The organism is Rhizobacter sp. P2_H3 (genome assembly GCF_056403355.1).
In genome coordinates this window covers 1-16,165 of the sequence record NZ_JBFUFQ010000132.1, presented here as the reverse complement: position 1 = coordinate 16,165, position 16,165 = coordinate 1, and the positions used below count along the sequence as shown (strand labels likewise).

Here is a 16,165-nt window from a genome sequence, read left to right as displayed (position 1 = left end):
CGGCGGCGTGTCGCGGCGCGCAGCGGCCAGGCGCCAGCAGACGGCGGCCACCAGCGCCATGCACAGGAAGTGGGGCAGGCGTGCCGCGAACTCGTTGACGCCGAAGCACTTCATGCTGAGGGCCGTGAGCCAGAACGACAGCGGCGGCTTGGCCCAGAACGGCACGCCGTAGTCATGCCATGGCGTGATCCAGTCGCCGAGCTCGAGCATCTTGCGGCCGACCTCGGCATAGCGCGCCTCGGTGGTGTCCATCAGCGGCAGCCAGGCCATGCCTGACAGGCGCAGCAGCACCAGCGCGCCGATCAGCAGCACCAGGGCCGCGGTGGCCCGCTCGACGGTGCTGCGGCCGTACCCGGCGGCGGGTGCGAGCGAGGTGCCTGCCGAGGCGACCGGCCGGTGGGGATGGATCGAGGCGTTCATCGAACCCGATTGGGTTCGATGCGCCTTAGCCGGGTCTTAGCGGTTGCTTAGGCGAGCCTTAGCCTGGTGGCGGTAGAGGGTGCTGCGATGGACGCCAAGGCGTCTTGCCGCCTCGGCGACGCTGCCATCGCATTCCGCCAGCGCGCGGTCGATGGTGTTCTCGACGACGCTCGACAGGGCCGGCTCGGTCTCGACGGCGAGGTGCCGCCGAGCCGGTGCCGATCCGGCCAGCACGCGCTGCGGCAACTGGTCGACGCCGAGGCACGCGCCATCGTCGGCCAGCGCGACGAGCGTGCGCAGCACATGGGCCAGCTCTCTCACGTTGCCCGGCCAGGCATGCGCGTCGAGCCGATCGATGGCAGCGTCGTCCAGTGTCAGCCGCTTCGCCTTCGCCAGTGGGCCGAACAACTGCTCGATGAGCGCTCGCCGGTCGTGCCGATCACGCAGTGCCGGGATCGCGACGCGGTAACCGTCGATCCGGTAGAGCAGGTCGGCCCGGAAGGCCTGGCCGGCGCTCATCGCCGACACGTCCTGGTGGGTGGCGCAGACCAGGTCGAAGTCGACCGGGATGCCCGGGCCGCCCCCCAGCGGCACGACCCGGCGCTCCTCGAGCACGCGCAGCAGCCGCGTCTGCAGCAGCAGCGGCATGTCGCCGATCTCGTCGAGGAACAGCACGCCGCCGGCGGCTTCGCGGATGCGCCCCGGCATGCCGTGCCGGCGGGCCCCGGTGAAGGCGCCCGCCTCGTAGCCGAACAGCTCGGCCTCGATCAGCGCTTCCGGCAGCGCCGCGCAGTTGACGGCGACGAACGGCCCCTTGCTGCGGCGCGATGCCTGGTGCAGCCGGCGGGCGAACACCTCCTTGCCACTGCCGGTCTCGCCGGTGACCAGCACCGGCAGGCCGGCGTCGAGCACCTTGCAGGCGCTGTGCAGCAGCGGCGCCAGGTCGTCCGCGGCGGGCAACGCATCGTCGTCGAGGGCCTTGGCGAGGGGGCGCGCCGTGCTGCGCGAGGTCGCCGGCCGTGCAGCGCGCTCCAGYATGGCCGCGATCTGCCGGCCATCGGGCAGCGTCAGCAACCCGCTGCCGTGGTGGGGCTGCGACCAGCGCGCGCCGATCAGTTCTTCGGCAGGCCGCTCGAGCAAGCCCGGCCACGCCGTGCCGAGCAGCCCGAGGGCGACCCGGTTGGCGGCGACGATCCGGCCCTCGTCGATGACGATCAATCCCTCGCGCGCGGTGCCCAGCAAACCGGGCTTGGCATGGAAGCGCAGCAGGTGCCCGCTGGCCTGCGCAAGCATCAGCCGGTGTTCGACCTGCTGCGCCGCCATGCGCACCAGGCCGAGCGTGTGGTCGTTGACCTGCGCGGCTTCGCCGGAGATGTCGATCACGCCGGCGATCTCGCCGCGCCCGCTGAAGATCGGCGATGCGGCACAGCCGATTGCCCCGTTCTGCGGCAGGAAGTGTTCGCCGCCCAGCACCATCAGCGACTGGCGCTCCAGCAGCGCGGTGCCGATGGCATTGGTGCCGCGGCGTGTCTCGGACCATTCGACGCCCGGCGCGAGCGCGATGCGCTGCGCCTTCGGCAGGAACTCGGGGCTGCCGATCTCCTCGAGGATGAGGCCCGACGGGTCGGTGAGGATCACGACGCAGCCGGCGCTCAGCGCGTGCTCGGTCAGGCTGTCGAGCTCGGGTTGCGCGCACGCGAGCATCTGCATGGCCTGCTCGCGGCGCTCGCGCAGCCGCTGCCGCAGCAGCGGCTCGGGGTCGACCAGGGCCTGATCGATGCCCTGGCAGCGCCGCCACGAACGCGAGATGTGCGGCGCCAGCCCTTCGTCGCCGGACAGGGCTTGCCCTTGCAGGAAGAACAGGTCGCGGGCGTGCTCGACCCGCAGCGAAAGCGCGTGCGCCTCTTTCATGCTGTCTCCGATCTCGTGGGCGACGTGTCGCAGCACGCGACATGTCGCGCGACATCCTCGCACGGATGTGTCGCGGATCGCGAAACCCGACCTGCGCGTCCGGTTGTCGTCCCGTGGCGAGACCTGTGACGGGCCGGCTTCGGGTAAGCACCGAGCCGATCGGGTACGCGCGTTGCAAACCAGGTACCGCGGCGCTGCAGTGGGCGGCGCCCACCACATCCAGATCGGAGACGCAAAGATGGACAAGCTCGACCCCGGCAAGTTCGGCACCCCGGTGGACTTCAAGAAGCGCTACGGCAACTACATCGGCGGGGAATGGACGGCGCCGTCCGGCCGCCAGTACTTCGAGAACATCACGCCGGTGACCGGCCGCCCGTTCTGCGAGATCCCGCGCTCGACGGCCGAAGACATCGACCGCGCGCTCGACGCCGCGCACAAGGCGAAGACCGCCTGGGGCAAGACCTCGACGACGGAACGCGCCAACCTGCTGAACAAGATCGCCGATCGCATGGAGGCCAACCTGGCGATGCTGGCCGCGGCCGAGACCTGGGACAACGGCAAGCCGATCCGCGAGACCACGGCGGCCGACCTGCCGCTGGCGATCGACCACTTCCGCTACTTCGCGTCGGCGATCCGCGCGCAGGAGGGCGGCATCAGCCAGATCGACAACGACACGGTGGCCTATCACTTCCACGAGCCGATCGGCGTGGTCGGCCAGATCATTCCGTGGAATTTCCCGATCCTGATGGCGCTGTGGAAGYTGGCGCCGGCACTGGCCGCCGGCAACTGCGTGGTGCTGAAGCCGGCCGAGCAGACGCCGGTGTCGATCCTCGTGCTGCTCGAGACGGTGGCCGACCTGCTGCCGCCGGGCGTGCTCAACGTCGTCAACGGCTTCGGGCTGGAGGCGGGCAAGCCGCTCGCGTCGAGCAACCGCATCGGCAAGATCGCCTTCACCGGCGAGACCACGACCGGCCGGCTGATCTCGCAGTACGCGAGCCAGAACCTGATCCCGGTGACGCTGGAGCTGGGCGGCAAGTCGCCGAACGTGTTCTTCGCCGACGTGATGGAGAAGGACGACGCGTTCTTCGACAAGGCGCTCGAAGGCTTCGCGATGTTCGCGCTGAACCAGGGCGAGGTCTGCACCTGCCCGTCGCGCGCGCTGGTGCAGGAATCGATCTACGACCGCTTCATGGAGCGCGCGGTCAAGCGCGTGGCCGCCATCAAGCAGGGCAGCCCGCTCGACCCGTCGACGATGATCGGCGCGCAGGCCTCGAGCGAGCAGCTGGAGAAGATCCTCTCGTACCTCGACATCGGCAGGCAGGAKGGCGCCAAGGTGCTGATCGGCGGCGAGCGCAACATGCTGCCCGGCCAGCTCGAAGGCGGCTACTACGTGAAGCCGACGATCTTCGAGGGCCACAACAAGATGCGCATCTTCCAGGAAGAGATCTTCGGGCCGGTGGTGTCGGTCACGCGCTTCAAGGACGAGGAGGAGGCGCTGTCCATCGCCAACGACACGCTGTACGGGCTGGGCGCCGGCGTGTGGAGCCGCGACATGAACACCGCCTTCCGCATGGGGCGCGGCATCCAGGCCGGGCGCGTGTGGACCAACTGCTACCACCACTACCCGGCGCATGCGGCTTTCGGCGGCTACAAGCAATCGGGCATCGGCCGCGAGAACCACAAGATGATGCTCGACCACTACCAGCAGACCAAGAACCTGCTGGTGAACTACAGCGAGCACAAGCTGGGGTTCTTCTGAGATGGATGCGAGCGCTGCGGTCTTGCGCGTGACGGCCACTGACGCGGCGCTCGCGCTGATCGAGCGGCTGCAGGTGAAGCACGGGCCGCTGATGTTCCACCAGTCGGGCGGCTGCTGCGATGGCAGCGCGCCGATGTGCTACCCGCAAGGGGAGTTCATCGTCGGCGACTACGACCGCCTGCTGGGGCACATCGGCGGCATGCCGTTCTACATCAGCGGCCCGCAGTTCGAGTACTGGCAGCACACGCAGCTGATCATCGACGTGGTGCCGGGGCGGGGCGGGATGTTCTCGGTGGAGGGGCCGGAGGGGCTGCGGTTCCTGACCCGCTCGCGGCTGTTCACCGATGAGGAGTGGGGGGTGTTGAAACCCTAGGCGTCGCCGAGCCGGCGCAGTTCGTCGAGCGTGTTGGCATTGAAGAAGGCGTCGGCATCGGCGAACAGCACATCGACGCAGCCCTGGCGCTCCAGCCAGCGCTCGATCTTGCGGCCCCCCTCGGCGAGGTAGGCGGCCAGGTCGACGCGCAGATCCGCCCTGAGCAGGCAGAACACCGACTGCCGCTGCCGTTCACCGGCCTCTTCGGTGACAGCCACCACCGCGCGTGCGTCGCCGGCCGCCGCAGCCAGGGTCGCGACGAGATCCTCGGGAAAGCGCGGTGTGTCGCAGGGCACCGTTGCCATCCRGTCGGTGCGGCAGTGCGTCAGTCCGGCCAGGAAGCCCGCCAGCGGACCCGGGTAGTCGGTGTCGGCGTCCGCCAGCACGGGTACACCGTAGGCGCGATAGACCTCCGGATGCCGGTTGGCGCTGATCATCACCGAACCCACCTGAGGCGCGATGCGCCGCAGGGCGTGCTGCACCAGCGGCTCGCCATCGAGCGTCTGCAGGCCCTTGTCGACGCCGCCCATGCGGCTGCCCCGGCCGCCTGCCAGGATCAGGGCGGTGATCTGGTCACGTTGGATCATGTCGGCCTCGATTCTGACGCGTTGGTCGAGCGATATCCTCGGGCAACGATATCGACTAGGATGCCCCGAGCCAGGTAGAGATCATTGTTGCGGTGCGTCAAAGACGCACTTCTTTTTGGGAGCGAAGTCTGCTTCGATGACCGACATGACGACCACAGCCACGCGTTCCAGCGACCCCGGCATGGTGCCGCTCGCTTCCGTCGATGAGATGCGCGGCCGCCTTCGCCGCAAGAACAAGCTGAAGGGGCGCCAGCCGGACCACGTGTCGCTCGAGGAGGTGCAGGCGCTCATCGGCCCCGGGCCGCATCGGCGCGACCTGCTGATCGAATACCTGCACCTGCTCAACGATGCGTGGAACGGCCTGCACGACCGGCACCTGGTGGCGCTGGCCCGCGAGCTGAAGCTGTCGATGGCCGAGGTCTTCGAGGTCGCGACCTTCTATCACCACTTCGAGATCCTGCGCGGCGATGAGCAGCCGGCATCGCTCACGGTGCGCGTGTGCGACGGGCTGTCGTGCGAGATGTCCGGCGCGCAAGACCTGCTCGCGCGCCTGCCGTCGCTGCTGGGCGCCGACGTCCGGGTCATCCCGGCACCTTGCGTGGGCCGTTGCGAACAGGCGCCGGTCGCGATCGTCGGGCAGGCGCCGGTGGTGCATGCCAGGGCGGCGGATGTGCAGGCCGCTGTCGATGCGGGTTCGGCCCGCCATGCGCTGCCGCGCGACGATGGCGCCTTCGACGCCGGCGCTGCCGGCACCGCGCCGATCACCAGTGCACCGCACGAAGTGGCGCCGGCCTACGTCGGCTACGACGCCTACCGGCAGGGTGGGGGCTACCAGCTCGCGGCAGGGGTCACGTCCGGGCAGGTCGTGGCGGCCGACGTGTTGAAGGCGATGACCGATTCCGGCCTGCGCGGGCTGGGCGGCGCGGGATTCCCGGCCGGGCGCAAGTGGGGCATCGTGATGCAGCAGCCGGCCCCGCGCGTGATGGCCGTCAACATCGACGAAGGCGAGCCCGGCACGTTCAAGGACCGCACCTACCTCGAACGCGATCCACACCGCTTCCTCGAGGGCCTGCTGGTCGCCGCCGCGGTGGTGGGCACCGGGGCCTGCTACATCTACCTGCGCGACGAGTACCACGGCTGCCGCGCGATCCTCGAGCGCGAGCTGGCGCGGCTGAAGGCCGACCCGCCGTGCACGCTGCCGCACATCGAATTGCGGCGCGGCGCCGGTGCCTACATCTGCGGCGAGGAGTCCGCGATGATCGAGAGCATCGAAGGCAAGCGTGGCGAACCGCGGATGCGCCCGCCGTACATCGCGCAGATCGGCCTGTTCGGGCGGCCGACGCTCGAGCACAACTTCGAGACGCTGTACTGGGTGCGCGACATCGTCCAGCGCGGCCCGGCCTGGTTCAGCGGCCCTGGCCGCAACGGGCGCCACGGGCTGCGCTCGTTCAGCGTCAGCGGCCGCGTGCGCGAGCCGGGCGTCAAGCTGGCGCCGGCAGGCATCAGCGTGCGCGAGCTGGTGGACGAGTACTGCGGCGGCATGCTGCCCGGCCACGACCTCTACGCCTACCTGCCCGGCGGCGCATCCGGCGGGATCCTGCCGGCGAGCCTCGCCGACCTGCCGCTCGATTTCGACACGCTGCAACCGCACGGCTGCTTCATCGGCTCGGCGGCCGTCATCGTGCTGAGCCAGCACGACAAGGCGCGCGACGCCGCGATGAACATGATGAAGTTCTTCGAGCACGAGAGCTGCGGCCAGTGCACGCCGTGCCGGGTCGGCACCAGCAAGGCGGCCGCGTTGATGGCCGAGCCGCTGTGGGACCACGGCACGCTGGAAGACCTGAACCAGGTGATGGTCGACGCCTCGATCTGCGGCCTCGGCCAGGCGGCGCCGAACCCGGTGCGTTGCGTCCAGAAATACTTTCCGCACGAGGTGTCGTGATGAATGCGCCGGAACGAAATGCGTTGATCCCCAGCGTCGAGTTCATGCTGGACGGCGAGCCCGTCCAGGCCTTCGGCGGCGAGACCATCCTGCAGGTGGCCGACCGCCATGGCGTGAGCATCCCCCGCCTGTGCTACACGCCGGGCTACCGGGCCGACGGCAATTGCCGCTCGTGCATGGTCGAGATCGACGGCGAGCGTACGCTCGCGCCGAGTTGCTGCCGCGCGCCCACCGCCGGCATGAAGGTGCGGGCCACCAGCGAGCGCGCCGTCAAGAGCCAGAAGATGGTGCTCGAGATGCTGCTCTCCGACATGCCGGCGCAGGGCCACAAGTGGATCGGCGACGACGCGACCCGGCAGCACGGCGAGCTCAGCGACTGGGCCTCGCGCATGGAGGTGAACGTGCGCCCCGCGCTGGCGGCGATCGCCCGCGAGCAGCCGGCGCCCGACCTGTCCCATCCGGCAATGGCGGTGAACCTGGATTCGTGCATCCAGTGCAACCGCTGCGTTCGCGCGTGCCGCGAGGAGCAGGTCAACGACGTGATCGGCTATGCCTTCCGCGGGCATGACAGCGCCATCGTGTTCGACCTGCAGGACGGCATGGGCGACAGCACCTGCGTGGCCTGCGGCGAGTGCGTGCAGGCCTGCCCGACCGGTGCGCTGATGCCCAAGAGCCACATCGGCGCGCAGGAGGTCGATCGCAAGGTCGATTCCGTCTGCCCGTTCTGCGGCGTCGGCTGCCTGCTCACCTACAACGTGAAGGACGAGCAGATCGTCAGCGTCGACGGGCGCGACGGCCCGGCCAACCACAGCCGCCTGTGCGTGAAGGGGCGCTTCGGCTTCGACTACGCCCACCATCCGCAGCGCCTGACGAAGCCGCTGATCCGCAAGCCGGGCGTGCCCAAGCATCCCGATGCCATCGGCGACCCCGCCGACTGGAGCGAGGTGTTCCGCGAAGCGACCTGGGAGGAGGCGCTCGACCTCGCCGCCAGCAAGCTCACCGCGCTGCGCGACACGCACGGCCTGAAGGCGCTGGCCGGCTTCGGATCGGCCAAGGGCAGCAACGAGGAGGCCTACCTGTTCCAGAAGCTGGTGCGCACCGGCTTCGGCAGCAACAACGTCGACCACTGCACGCGGCTGTGCCACGCGTCCAGCGTCGCGGCGCTGCTCGAAGGGGTCGGCTCCGCGGCGGTGAGCAACCAGGTCAACGATGTCGAGCATGCGGGCCTGATCCTCGTCATCGGCTCGAACCCGACGGCCAACCACCCGGTGGCGGCCACCTGGATGAAGAACGCCGCCCAGCGCGGCACGAAGATCGTGCTCGCCGATCCGCGCATCACCGACATCGGCCGCCACGCGTGGCGCACGCTGCAGTTCAACGCCGACACCGACGTGGCGCTGCTCAACGCGCTGATCCACACGGTCATCGACGAAGGCCTCGTCGACGAAGACTTCATCGCGCGGCGCGCGAACAACTTCGAGGCGCTCAAGGAGAACGTGAAGGGCTACAGCGCCGAAGCGATGGCGCCGATCTGCGGCATTCCGGCGCAGACGATCCGCGAGGTGGCGCGCGAGTTCGCGACCAGCAAGGCGTCGATGATCCTGTGGGGCATGGGCATCAGCCAGCACGTGCACGGCACCGACAACGCGCGCTGCCTGATCGCGCTGGTGAGCGTCACCGGCCAGATCGGCAAGCCGGGCAGCGGCCTGCACCCGCTGCGCGGCCAGAACAACGTCCAGGGCGCGAGCGACGCGGGGCTGATCCCGATGATGCTGCCGAACTACCAGCGCGTCGACAACGCGGATGCGCACGCCTGGTTCGAGAAGTTCTGGAACACGCCGCTCGACGACAAGCCCGGCTACACGGTGGTCGAGATCATGCACAAGGCGCTCGCGCCGGAAACCGATCCGCACAAGATCCGCGGCATGTACATCATGGGCGAGAACCCGGCCATGAGCGATCCCGACCTGAACCATGCCCGCCATGCGCTGACCTCGCTCGAGCACCTGGTGGTGCAGGACATCTTCATGACCGAGACGGCCTGGTACGCCGACATCGTGCTGCCCGCCAGCGCCTGGCCGGAGAAGACCGGCACGGTGACCAACACCGACCGCATGGTGCAGATGGGGCGCCGCGCGCTGACGCCGCCGGGCGATGCGAAGCCCGATCTCTGGATCATCCAGGAGATCGCGCGGCGCATGGGCCTGCCCTGGAACTACCAGGGGCCGGAGTGCGGCGTGGCCGAGGTCTACGAGGAGATGCGCCAGGCGATGCACACCGCCATCAGCGGCATCAGCTGGGAGCGCATCGAGCGCGAGCAGAGCGTGACCTACCCGTGCCTGACCGACGACGATCCGGGCCGGCCGACCGTCTTCATCGACACGTTCCCGACCCGCGACGGCCGGGTCAAGCTGGTGCCGGCGGACATCATCCCGGCCAACGAGCGGCCGGATGCGGACTTCCCGTTCGTGCTGATCACCGGCCGGCAGCTGGAGCACTGGCACACCGGCAGCATGACGCGGCGCGCGAGCGTGCTCGATGCGATCGAGCCGGTGGCCACCGCGTCGATGAACGGCGGCGACCTGCGCAAGCTGCAGGTCAACGCGGGCGACGTCATCACCGTGCGGTCACGGCGTGGCGAAGTGGCGCTGAGCGTGCGGCGCGACGACGGCACCCCCATCGGCACCGTCTTCATTCCGTTCGCCTACTACGAGGCGGCCGCGAACCTGCTGACCAACGCGGCACTCGATCCGTTCGGCAAGATCCCGGAGTTCAAGTACTGCGCGGTCGCCGTCACGGCCGGCGGCACGCCGGCGGCCAGCGTGGGCTATGGGCGCGGCGTGCTGACGGAGGCCGTCGAGTGAGGGTGTGACTTCCGGGGCGATCCAGTCCGGAAGTCCGCCAGCTTCTCCGCGTACGGATCCAGCGCGTCCTCGTGCCGCGCGAGCGGCAGCCCGACCACCGCTGCGAACCGTGCCGGCGTGACCTGCCCCTGTTCCAGCAACTCGTCCACCAGCGCCAGCAGCGCGTCGCGATGCGTTTCGATCAGGCTGGTGGCGCGTGCGTGCTCGGCCTGCAGCAGCGCTTCGATCGGCGCGTTGGTGGCCTCCACGTCGGTGCACAGGTTGTCGTCGCTGCTGGTGGACACGTCGCTGCGGCCGATGCGCGGGCCGTGGCCGAGGTGGCGCAGCATGCGGGCGGCCTTTTCGGTGGCCTTGCGCAGGTCGCTCTCGGCACCGCTGGAGCTCAGTTCGGACCCGAAGACGATCAGCTCGGCGGCGCGGCCGGCGAGGCTGGTGCAGATGGCGTCGAGCAGATTGCGGCGCGACCAGACCGTGCGCGCGCTGTAGGCGTTGTAGCCGCCCTCGAAGCTCGCCACGTGGATCTTGATCTCCTGCGGCGCGCGGCCGAAGAGCAGGGCGTGCACCAGGCCGTGGCCGGCCTCGTGCACCGCCAGCAGCGCGCGGAAGTCGGCGTTGTTGCGCTGGCGCAGGCGGCCGATCTCGAACGGCGCGGCGATGGCGTGCGACCGGCCTCGCCACTGCGCGACCAGGCTGCGGCCGTCGGCCGCGAGGCCCACGCTGTCGCCGGCCTCGGCGCCGAGTTCGAGCGCCCACAGCGCGGCCTTGGCGAGGCCCGCGCCGAGGATCGCGTGCAGCGACGAGAACAGCGGCCGGCTGCCCTGGGCCGGGAACACCGCGTTGGCGTAGATCTGCTCGCGCACGCTGGCGGCCAGCTCGAAGCGCAGGCCGCAGCGGGCCTCGGTCTCGTGGGCATAGCGGGCGCAGCCCTGTTCGATCAGCTGCTCGTACGCCCGGCGCGAGAGCGAGGGGTAGATCACATGCTCGTTGCCCAGGCGCGCCACCTGCTCGGGCTTGAAACGCTTGTTGAGTGCCTGCTTGACATCGATGACGCTCAATCGGCCGGTCAGCGCGTGGAAGATGTCGGCGTCGCTGTCGCAGTCGTCCACGCTGGTGGCGAGACCTTCGTACATCTCGTCGAGGTTGCCGCAGACGAAGACGAGCAGGCGGCTGTAGTCGGTCTCCCATTGCTGCTGGCCGCGCTCGCGGAAGTCGCGCAGGCGCTGCTGGATCTGCTCGGGCGTCCAGGCCATGATCTCCATCAGCGGCTCGTCGAGCTTGAGGTTGCGCTGCAGCTCCTGCGCCTCCCAGCTGCGCAGCTTGAAGCGCAGTTTCGCGTCGCTGGCCTCGGCGCGTTCGGCGTCGAAGGCGGCTTCGGCGATCGACGATTCGATGTCGCCCAGCAGCGAGAGCCCGGGCGGCAGGCGGCCGTCGGAGAGCAGGGCCCAGACGTCTTGATAGCGCTCGACGCGCAGCTCGCCGCGCTTGGCATCGATGGTGCGGAAGCGCTGGAACTCGTCGAGCGAGAGGATGCCCGGCTCGCCCTCGCGCACGCCGGACTGCGCCAGCATGCCCGAGATGCTCTGCGCGCCGCGCCAGCTCGCGCCGTTGGAGAAGCCGTCCATCTGCACTTCGACGAAGCGGTCGTAGAAGCCCAGCAATTGCGCCAGGCGCCGCACGAGCTGGGTCTTGCCGGTGCCGGTCAGGCCCCAGAGGCAGACGATGACGGGCCGCGAGACGAGCTCGGGCAGCACATACCAGGCGCGCACCGAATCGATGACGCGGTCGATGATGGCGTCGATGCCGAACAGCTCGGTCTTGAGCTGGGCGGCGATCTGCTGCAGCTGGTAGTTTCGCTGCGCCAGGTGTTCGCGCACGGGCGTGCGCAGGTCGTTGGAGTCAGTCATCGCGATCCTCCCGCCGCAGCAGCGCCTGCAGTGCCACGCGGTCGGCACGGCGCTGCGCGCTGCGGCTCTGGATGTAGTCGCCTGCGCCGCGCACGCCGGGTTGGCCGGTGCTCGTTTCGAGCATCAGCGTCATCGGTTGTTTCATGCGGCGCAGGGCCTTGACTCGCCCCTCCTGGAGGGCGCGGGAACGGAGTTGTGCACTCATTCGGTTTCCGAAAAGCAAAAGCCCCGGCTCGATGGCTGCGGGGCTTTGCGTGCCGCGCGGTCTGAGGCCGTATCTGTGAACAGACACGGTTCAGCCGGGGCTCGGGAACCGTGTTCAGTCGATCGTCGAGATGAACAGGGAGGACATAAGAGGGATCTCCGTCATGCGGGCGCTGTCGTGGGCGCCTTCAGCAATGGTCGCGAATGATGCGGGCGAGGACGCGAGTGTGCAAGCGGCAGCGGCCTGCTGCGTTGCGAGTCACCAACAGGCGCACACGTGGAGCGACTACAGCCCGAACCGCTCGTGCCAGCGCTGCGGCACGACGGCATCGACGAGCAGCGCGACGAGCATCGAAGTGCCCAGCAGCGGGTAGAGCAAGCCGAGCAGCACGGCGGATTCGGGGGTGGACGGGGCGGCTTGGGATGCCATGGCGGATCCTGCGGTTCAACTCGTGAGACAGGCGCCGGCTGCGGATCGAGGTGATCCGCGCCGAACGGCGATCAGTCGGTCAGGAGAAGAACGGCTCCGGATTCGTTCGAGCTGGAATCGCTCGACTCACCCTTCACCCACCTGGCGCCCTGGGCGCTGCAGCTGCCATACAGCGCGGTGAATTCGCCCAAGGTTGAGACATTCAACCGCTCGACGTCTCAAGGCGCCCCTGCGAAGACCGACAACCCTCTTACGTCATTGCGCCCCGCGGGAATCCTCCCCACGGGCGGTCCGTGCCGAAGCTCGAACGGACCGCCTGTGACCACCAGCCCGGCCATTGCCCCGGCCGCCAGCCCTCCCTCGCTGGCCGCCAACGCCCCCGCCTTCGTCAAGGGCGCAGTCAACCTGCGCTGCGCAACCGCGCCCATCCAAAGGCCCTCGCCATGAGCACTCTCAAGGTTTCCACTCGGCTGATGATGCTGATCGGCGTCCTCTCGGCGCTGCTCGTGGCGATCGGCAGCCTCGGCCTGTACGGCATCGGCCGGTCCAACGACGCATTGAAATCCGTCTACGCGGATCGCACCGTGCCGGCCTCGCAACTGGGCGAGATCCGAGCCTTGCAGCTGATCAACCGAATGAACCTCAACATCTCGCTGGTCACCCCGACGGCCGAGAAAATCACCGAGATGACCGCCGAGATCGAAGCCAACATCGCCAAGGCCAGCAAGGTCTGGGGCGACTATGCGGCGACGAATCTGACGCCGGAGGAAGGGAAGATCTCGAAGGCGTTCGTCGAGTCCCGCAAGCAGTTTCTCCAGGAAGCCTTGATGCCTGCACTGGTTGCGCTTCGTGCCAACGACTTGACGGAGGCCAGGCGCCTGGTGACGCAGAAGATTCGGCCGCTGTTCATCCCGCTCGCACAGGGCATCGATGCGCTCGTCAAGATCCAGATCGACGAAGCACGCAGGGAGTACGAGGAGGCCGCCACACGCTACGCGACGATTCGTGCGATCTCGATCACGACCATCCTGGGGGGCTTGCTGTTTGCCGGGATTTTCGGTGTCGTCCTGGTGCGCTCCCTCGGACGCCAACTCGGAGGCGAGCCGGGCGAGGCTGCCGACCTGGCGCGAAGCGTCGCCGCCGGCGACCTCAGCGTGACGATCAACCTCAGGCAAGGCGACACCACGAGCATGATGGCCCAGCTCAAGGGGATGCAGGCCAACCTCTCCAAGGTGGTATCGAGCGTGCTGCGGAACTCGGAGTCGGTTGCCACCGCCTCGGCTCAGATCGCTCGAGGCAACATGGACTTGAGCCAGCGCACCGAAGAGCAGGCCTCGGCGCTCGAAGAGACCGCGGCCTCGATGGAGCAACTCAGTTCCACGGTCAAGCAGAATGCCGACAACGCCAGGCAGGCCAATCAGCTCGCGCTGAACGCCAGCACGGTGGCCATCAAGGGTGGTGAAGTGGTCGGCCAGGTCGTGAGCACCATGAAGGCCATCAACGACAGTTCGAAGAAGATCGTCGACATCATCGGGGTCATCGACGGCATCGCCTTCCAGACCAACATCCTGGCGCTGAACGCAGCCGTGGAAGCGGCACGCGCCGGTGAACAGGGCCGCGGCTTCGCGGTGGTGGCGACCGAGGTGCGCAATCTTGCCGGCCGATCGGCTGAAGCGGCCAAGGAAATCAAGAGCTTGATCGGCGCCAGCGTGGAGCGTGTTGAACAGGGCTCGGCGCTGGTTGATCAAGCCGGCGTCACGATGACCGAAGTGGTCGACTCGATCAGGCGCGTGACCGACATCATGGGGGAGATCAGTTCGGCCAGCACCGAGCAGAGCGCCGGGGTCTCTCAGATCGGGGATGCCGTCAGCCAGATGGATCAGGTCACGCAGCAGAACGCAGCCCTGGTGGAAGAAAGCGCTGCTGCGGCCGAGAGCCTGAAGGCGCAGGCGCTGCAATTGGTGCAGACCATGGCGGTCTTCAAGCTGGCGCACGGCGATGTGGCGGCCAGGATCCAGGTCGCGCCGCGGACGCTTGTCGAATCGGCAGGCGCGCCCGCCGCCGCAAGAACCGGCACCGACCGCTGGGCAAGCTTCTGAGATCCGACCGGCCGGGTGCGCTGCGAAGTAGAGCTGTCGACCCGGAAGAGACATCCGATGCTCTGATCTCGTCGCCACAAGGCTGGGAGTTCATGGCGCGCGGCGCGCGAGGTAGGTGACCCAGTTGTTGCCGTCGCGCCCCACGCTGTCCGCGTCCCAACTGACCGAGAGGCCGGCCGCGGCGAGCCGTTCCGTGAAGCGCTCGCGCGTCCAGCACACGGTGTGGTATTCACCGGTCGTCTCGCCTTCGCCCTCGCGCATCGCGGCGAGGAACGCCCCGCCCGGCCTCAGTGCGGTGTGGATCTTGCGCAGGACGGCGTCGGTCTGGTTCCGATCGACATGGATCAACACACCCATGGCGAGCACGCCATGGTAGGACCCTCCGAGTTCGTCGGTCACGACGTTCAACAGCTCGGCATGCTTGCCTCGCTCCACCATCAGATCGACGAAGGCCTGGGTCGCGTCGGTGCGCCGGACCACCAATCCGAGCGACTCGAGGACATCCGCGTCGCGACCCGGCCCCGAGCCGATCTCCAGCACCCGTCCTCCGGGCGGCAGGACCTCGACCAGTCGCCGCAGCGCCTTCTGGATGTGCGGAGGTCGATGTGGGTCGACGAGCTTGTCGTACTCACGTGCAGAACCTTCATAGGACTGGAGAGTCTGGTGCATGTGGTCAAGGGCGGTGGTGCTCGGCTTCGTCATCGTGCTCCCCAGTGGTCAACACCCTGAGCGTAGAGCAAGAGCGTGGCCATCGCCACAGACAGCAAAGGCGAACCCGTCGACAACGCCGTGCATCGCGTGAAGGGCCGTGGTTCCCTTCTTGCTTCGGGCCTCGCATCAGACGCCACGCATCGGCAGGCCGGGCGCCGCAGCCAAGACTCGGCTGCAGAGCGGGGCGCGGAAGCCATCAACACACGCCCGTCCGTTCGCGGGGTTGTGGCATGCTCGGTCTGGCAGGATCTTCAACCTCCATCACACGAGAGAGCCAACACCATGGGCATCATCGGCACCATCCTCGTCGGGCTGATCGTCGGCGCGGTCGCGCGCTTTCTGCTGCCAGGCGAGCAGAAGATGGGCTGGATCCTGACCTGCCTGCTAGGCATCGCCGGCTCGATGATCGCTGGCTTCGTCGGCCAGGCGATAGGCTGGTATTCGGTGGGGCAGCCGGCCGGATGGATCGCCTCGGTCATCGGCGCCATCGTGCTGCTGTTCGTCGTCGGCAAGCTCAAGGGCAGCAGCTGACCGCGTTCGCGGTTCGACAGCTCGACCAGATCGCCGCAGTGCGCCGGGTGCAGAAATCGCCGGTCGCGAATGGCAGGTTGTGGCCGGACTGAGCCCTTCGCGGCGATGGTGGCCGCCAGGCTCTGACTACGTTGCCCCGCCGGACGACGCGACCTGCGATGGCACGGCACCGTCACCGAGGCTCGCGCGGAACACGCGAGCGTAGTTGCCACCAAGGATGCGCTGCACGTCGCCTGCGTTGAACCCATGCTGCAACAGGGCGTCGGCCAGAGCCGGCAGGTCGCGGTACGAGGCGAACGTCGACGGCCCGACCAGGCCGTTCATGTCGCTGCCGAGAGCGACATGCTCGACGCCGACGACGTCCGCCATCCGCRCGATGCCGACAGCCAGGGCTGCCAGGGTGGGGAAGATCGAGGCCGGTGGCCAGATG

General features: G+C 68.6%; 14 protein-coding genes. 6 read left to right on the top strand and 8 right to left on the bottom strand.

The features are described 5' to 3' along the window. Both AC1D1T_RS21130 and AC1D1T_RS21125 read right to left on the bottom strand, forming a co-directional pair. On the bottom strand, window positions 1-420 hold a 420-nt coding region (locus AC1D1T_RS21130; RefSeq protein WP_477992432.1), incomplete at its 3' end, for an ArnT family glycosyltransferase. 36 nt (window positions 421-456) lie between these two features. Further along, window positions 457-2,331, bottom strand: a complete 1,875-nt coding sequence (locus AC1D1T_RS21125) for a sigma-54-dependent Fis family transcriptional regulator (protein WP_477992431.1) — start codon at window positions 2,329-2,331, stop codon at window positions 457-459. A gap of 238 nt (window positions 2,332-2,569) precedes the next feature. On the opposite strand from AC1D1T_RS21125, the gene adh reads away from it, so the two are divergent. Together adh and AC1D1T_RS21115 are read left to right on the top strand one after the other, a co-directional pair. Next, window positions 2,570-4,090, top strand: a complete 1,521-nt coding sequence (gene adh / locus AC1D1T_RS21120) for an aldehyde dehydrogenase (protein WP_477992430.1) — start codon at window positions 2,570-2,572, stop codon at window positions 4,088-4,090. Window position 4,091: 1 nt separating this feature from the next. Then, window positions 4,092-4,463 (top strand): DUF779 domain-containing protein, encoded by a 372-nt coding sequence (locus AC1D1T_RS21115; RefSeq protein WP_047506526.1) that lies wholly within the window; start codon window positions 4,092-4,094, stop codon window positions 4,461-4,463. Here AC1D1T_RS21115 and mobA read toward each other — a convergent pair. Next, on the bottom strand, window positions 4,460-5,050 hold the full coding sequence (gene mobA, locus AC1D1T_RS21110) for a molybdenum cofactor guanylyltransferase MobA (protein WP_477992429.1): 591 nt from the start codon (window positions 5,048-5,050) through the stop codon (window positions 4,460-4,462). The genes AC1D1T_RS21115 and mobA overlap by 4 nt on opposite strands. 145 nt (window positions 5,051-5,195) lie before the next feature. Here mobA and AC1D1T_RS21105 point away from each other — a divergent pair, with 145 nt between their 5' ends. After that, window positions 5,196-6,992 (top strand): NADH-ubiquinone oxidoreductase-F iron-sulfur binding region domain-containing protein, encoded by a 1,797-nt coding sequence (locus AC1D1T_RS21105; RefSeq protein WP_477839255.1) that lies wholly within the window; start codon window positions 5,196-5,198, stop codon window positions 6,990-6,992. After that, the gene (gene fdhF / locus AC1D1T_RS21100; RefSeq protein WP_477992428.1) at window positions 6,992-9,856 is read left to right on the top strand and encodes a formate dehydrogenase subunit alpha; all 2,865 of its coding nucleotides are present in this window, start codon (window positions 6,992-6,994) and stop codon (window positions 9,854-9,856) included. Before AC1D1T_RS21105 ends, fdhF begins: the two co-directional genes overlap by 1 nt. Here the strand turns inward: fdhF and AC1D1T_RS21095 are convergent. The 3 genes from AC1D1T_RS21095 to AC1D1T_RS21085 form a co-directional block, all read right to left on the bottom strand. Further along, window positions 9,820-11,760, bottom strand: a complete 1,941-nt coding sequence (locus tag AC1D1T_RS21095) for an AAA family ATPase (RefSeq protein ID WP_477825093.1) — start codon at window positions 11,758-11,760, stop codon at window positions 9,820-9,822. The genes fdhF and AC1D1T_RS21095 overlap by 37 nt on opposite strands. Next, entirely contained in the window at window positions 11,753-11,905 is a 153-nt protein-coding gene (locus tag AC1D1T_RS21090; protein WP_465112895.1) for a hypothetical protein, read from the bottom strand. The genes AC1D1T_RS21095 and AC1D1T_RS21090 overlap by 8 nt, the downstream gene beginning before the upstream one ends. A gap of 345 nt (window positions 11,906-12,250) precedes the next feature. Further along, window positions 12,251-12,394 (bottom strand): hypothetical protein, encoded by a 144-nt coding sequence (locus AC1D1T_RS21085; protein ID WP_477825092.1) that lies wholly within the window; start codon window positions 12,392-12,394, stop codon window positions 12,251-12,253. Between the two features lie 443 nt (window positions 12,395-12,837). On the opposite strand from AC1D1T_RS21085, the gene AC1D1T_RS21080 reads away from it, so the two are divergent. After that, entirely contained in the window at window positions 12,838-14,493 is a 1,656-nt protein-coding gene (locus AC1D1T_RS21080; protein WP_477825091.1) for a methyl-accepting chemotaxis protein, read from the top strand. A 90-nt stretch (window positions 14,494-14,583) separates the two neighbouring features. On the opposite strand, the gene AC1D1T_RS21075 is transcribed toward AC1D1T_RS21080, so the two are convergent. Continuing rightward, the gene (locus tag AC1D1T_RS21075) at window positions 14,584-15,195 is read right to left on the bottom strand and encodes a class I SAM-dependent methyltransferase (RefSeq protein WP_477839259.1); all 612 of its coding nucleotides are present in this window, start codon (window positions 15,193-15,195) and stop codon (window positions 14,584-14,586) included. Window positions 15,196-15,486: 291 nt separating this feature from the next. Here AC1D1T_RS21075 and AC1D1T_RS21070 point away from each other — a divergent pair, with 291 nt between their 5' ends. Then, entirely contained in the window at window positions 15,487-15,735 is a 249-nt protein-coding gene (locus AC1D1T_RS21070; RefSeq protein ID WP_168562611.1) for a GlsB/YeaQ/YmgE family stress response membrane protein, read from the top strand. Between the two features lie 126 nt (window positions 15,736-15,861). Here AC1D1T_RS21070 and AC1D1T_RS21065 read toward each other — a convergent pair. Continuing rightward, the coding region (locus AC1D1T_RS21065; RefSeq protein WP_477992427.1) for a membrane dipeptidase at window positions 15,862-16,165 on the bottom strand (304 nt) is incomplete at its 5' end.

Excerpts from the sequence above, each read along its gene's own strand:
- AC1D1T_RS21080 (WP_477825091.1), top strand. The coding sequence starts at position 12,838 with ATGAGCACTCTCAAGGTTTCCACTCGGCTGATGATGCTGATCGGCGTC.
- AC1D1T_RS21095 (WP_477825093.1), bottom strand. The coding sequence starts at position 11,760 with ATGACTGACTCCAACGACCTGCGCACGCCCGTGCGCGAACACCTGGCG.
- fdhF (WP_477992428.1), top strand. The coding sequence starts at position 6,992 with ATGAATGCGCCGGAACGAAATGCGTTGATCCCCAGCGTCGAGTTCATG.
- AC1D1T_RS21090 (WP_465112895.1), bottom strand. The coding sequence starts at position 11,905 with ATGAAACAACCGATGACGCTGATGCTCGAAACGAGCACCGGCCAACCC.
- AC1D1T_RS21115 (WP_047506526.1), top strand. The coding sequence starts at position 4,092 with ATGGATGCGAGCGCTGCGGTCTTGCGCGTGACGGCCACTGACGCGGCG.
- AC1D1T_RS21070 (WP_168562611.1), top strand. The coding sequence starts at position 15,487 with ATGGGCATCATCGGCACCATCCTCGTCGGGCTGATCGTCGGCGCGGTC.
- AC1D1T_RS21075 (WP_477839259.1), bottom strand. The coding sequence starts at position 15,195 with ATGACGAAGCCGAGCACCACCGCCCTTGACCACATGCACCAGACTCTC.
- AC1D1T_RS21105 (WP_477839255.1), top strand. The coding sequence starts at position 5,196 with ATGACGACCACAGCCACGCGTTCCAGCGACCCCGGCATGGTGCCGCTC.
- AC1D1T_RS21085 (WP_477825092.1), bottom strand. The coding sequence starts at position 12,394 with ATGGCATCCCAAGCCGCCCCGTCCACCCCCGAATCCGCCGTGCTGCTC.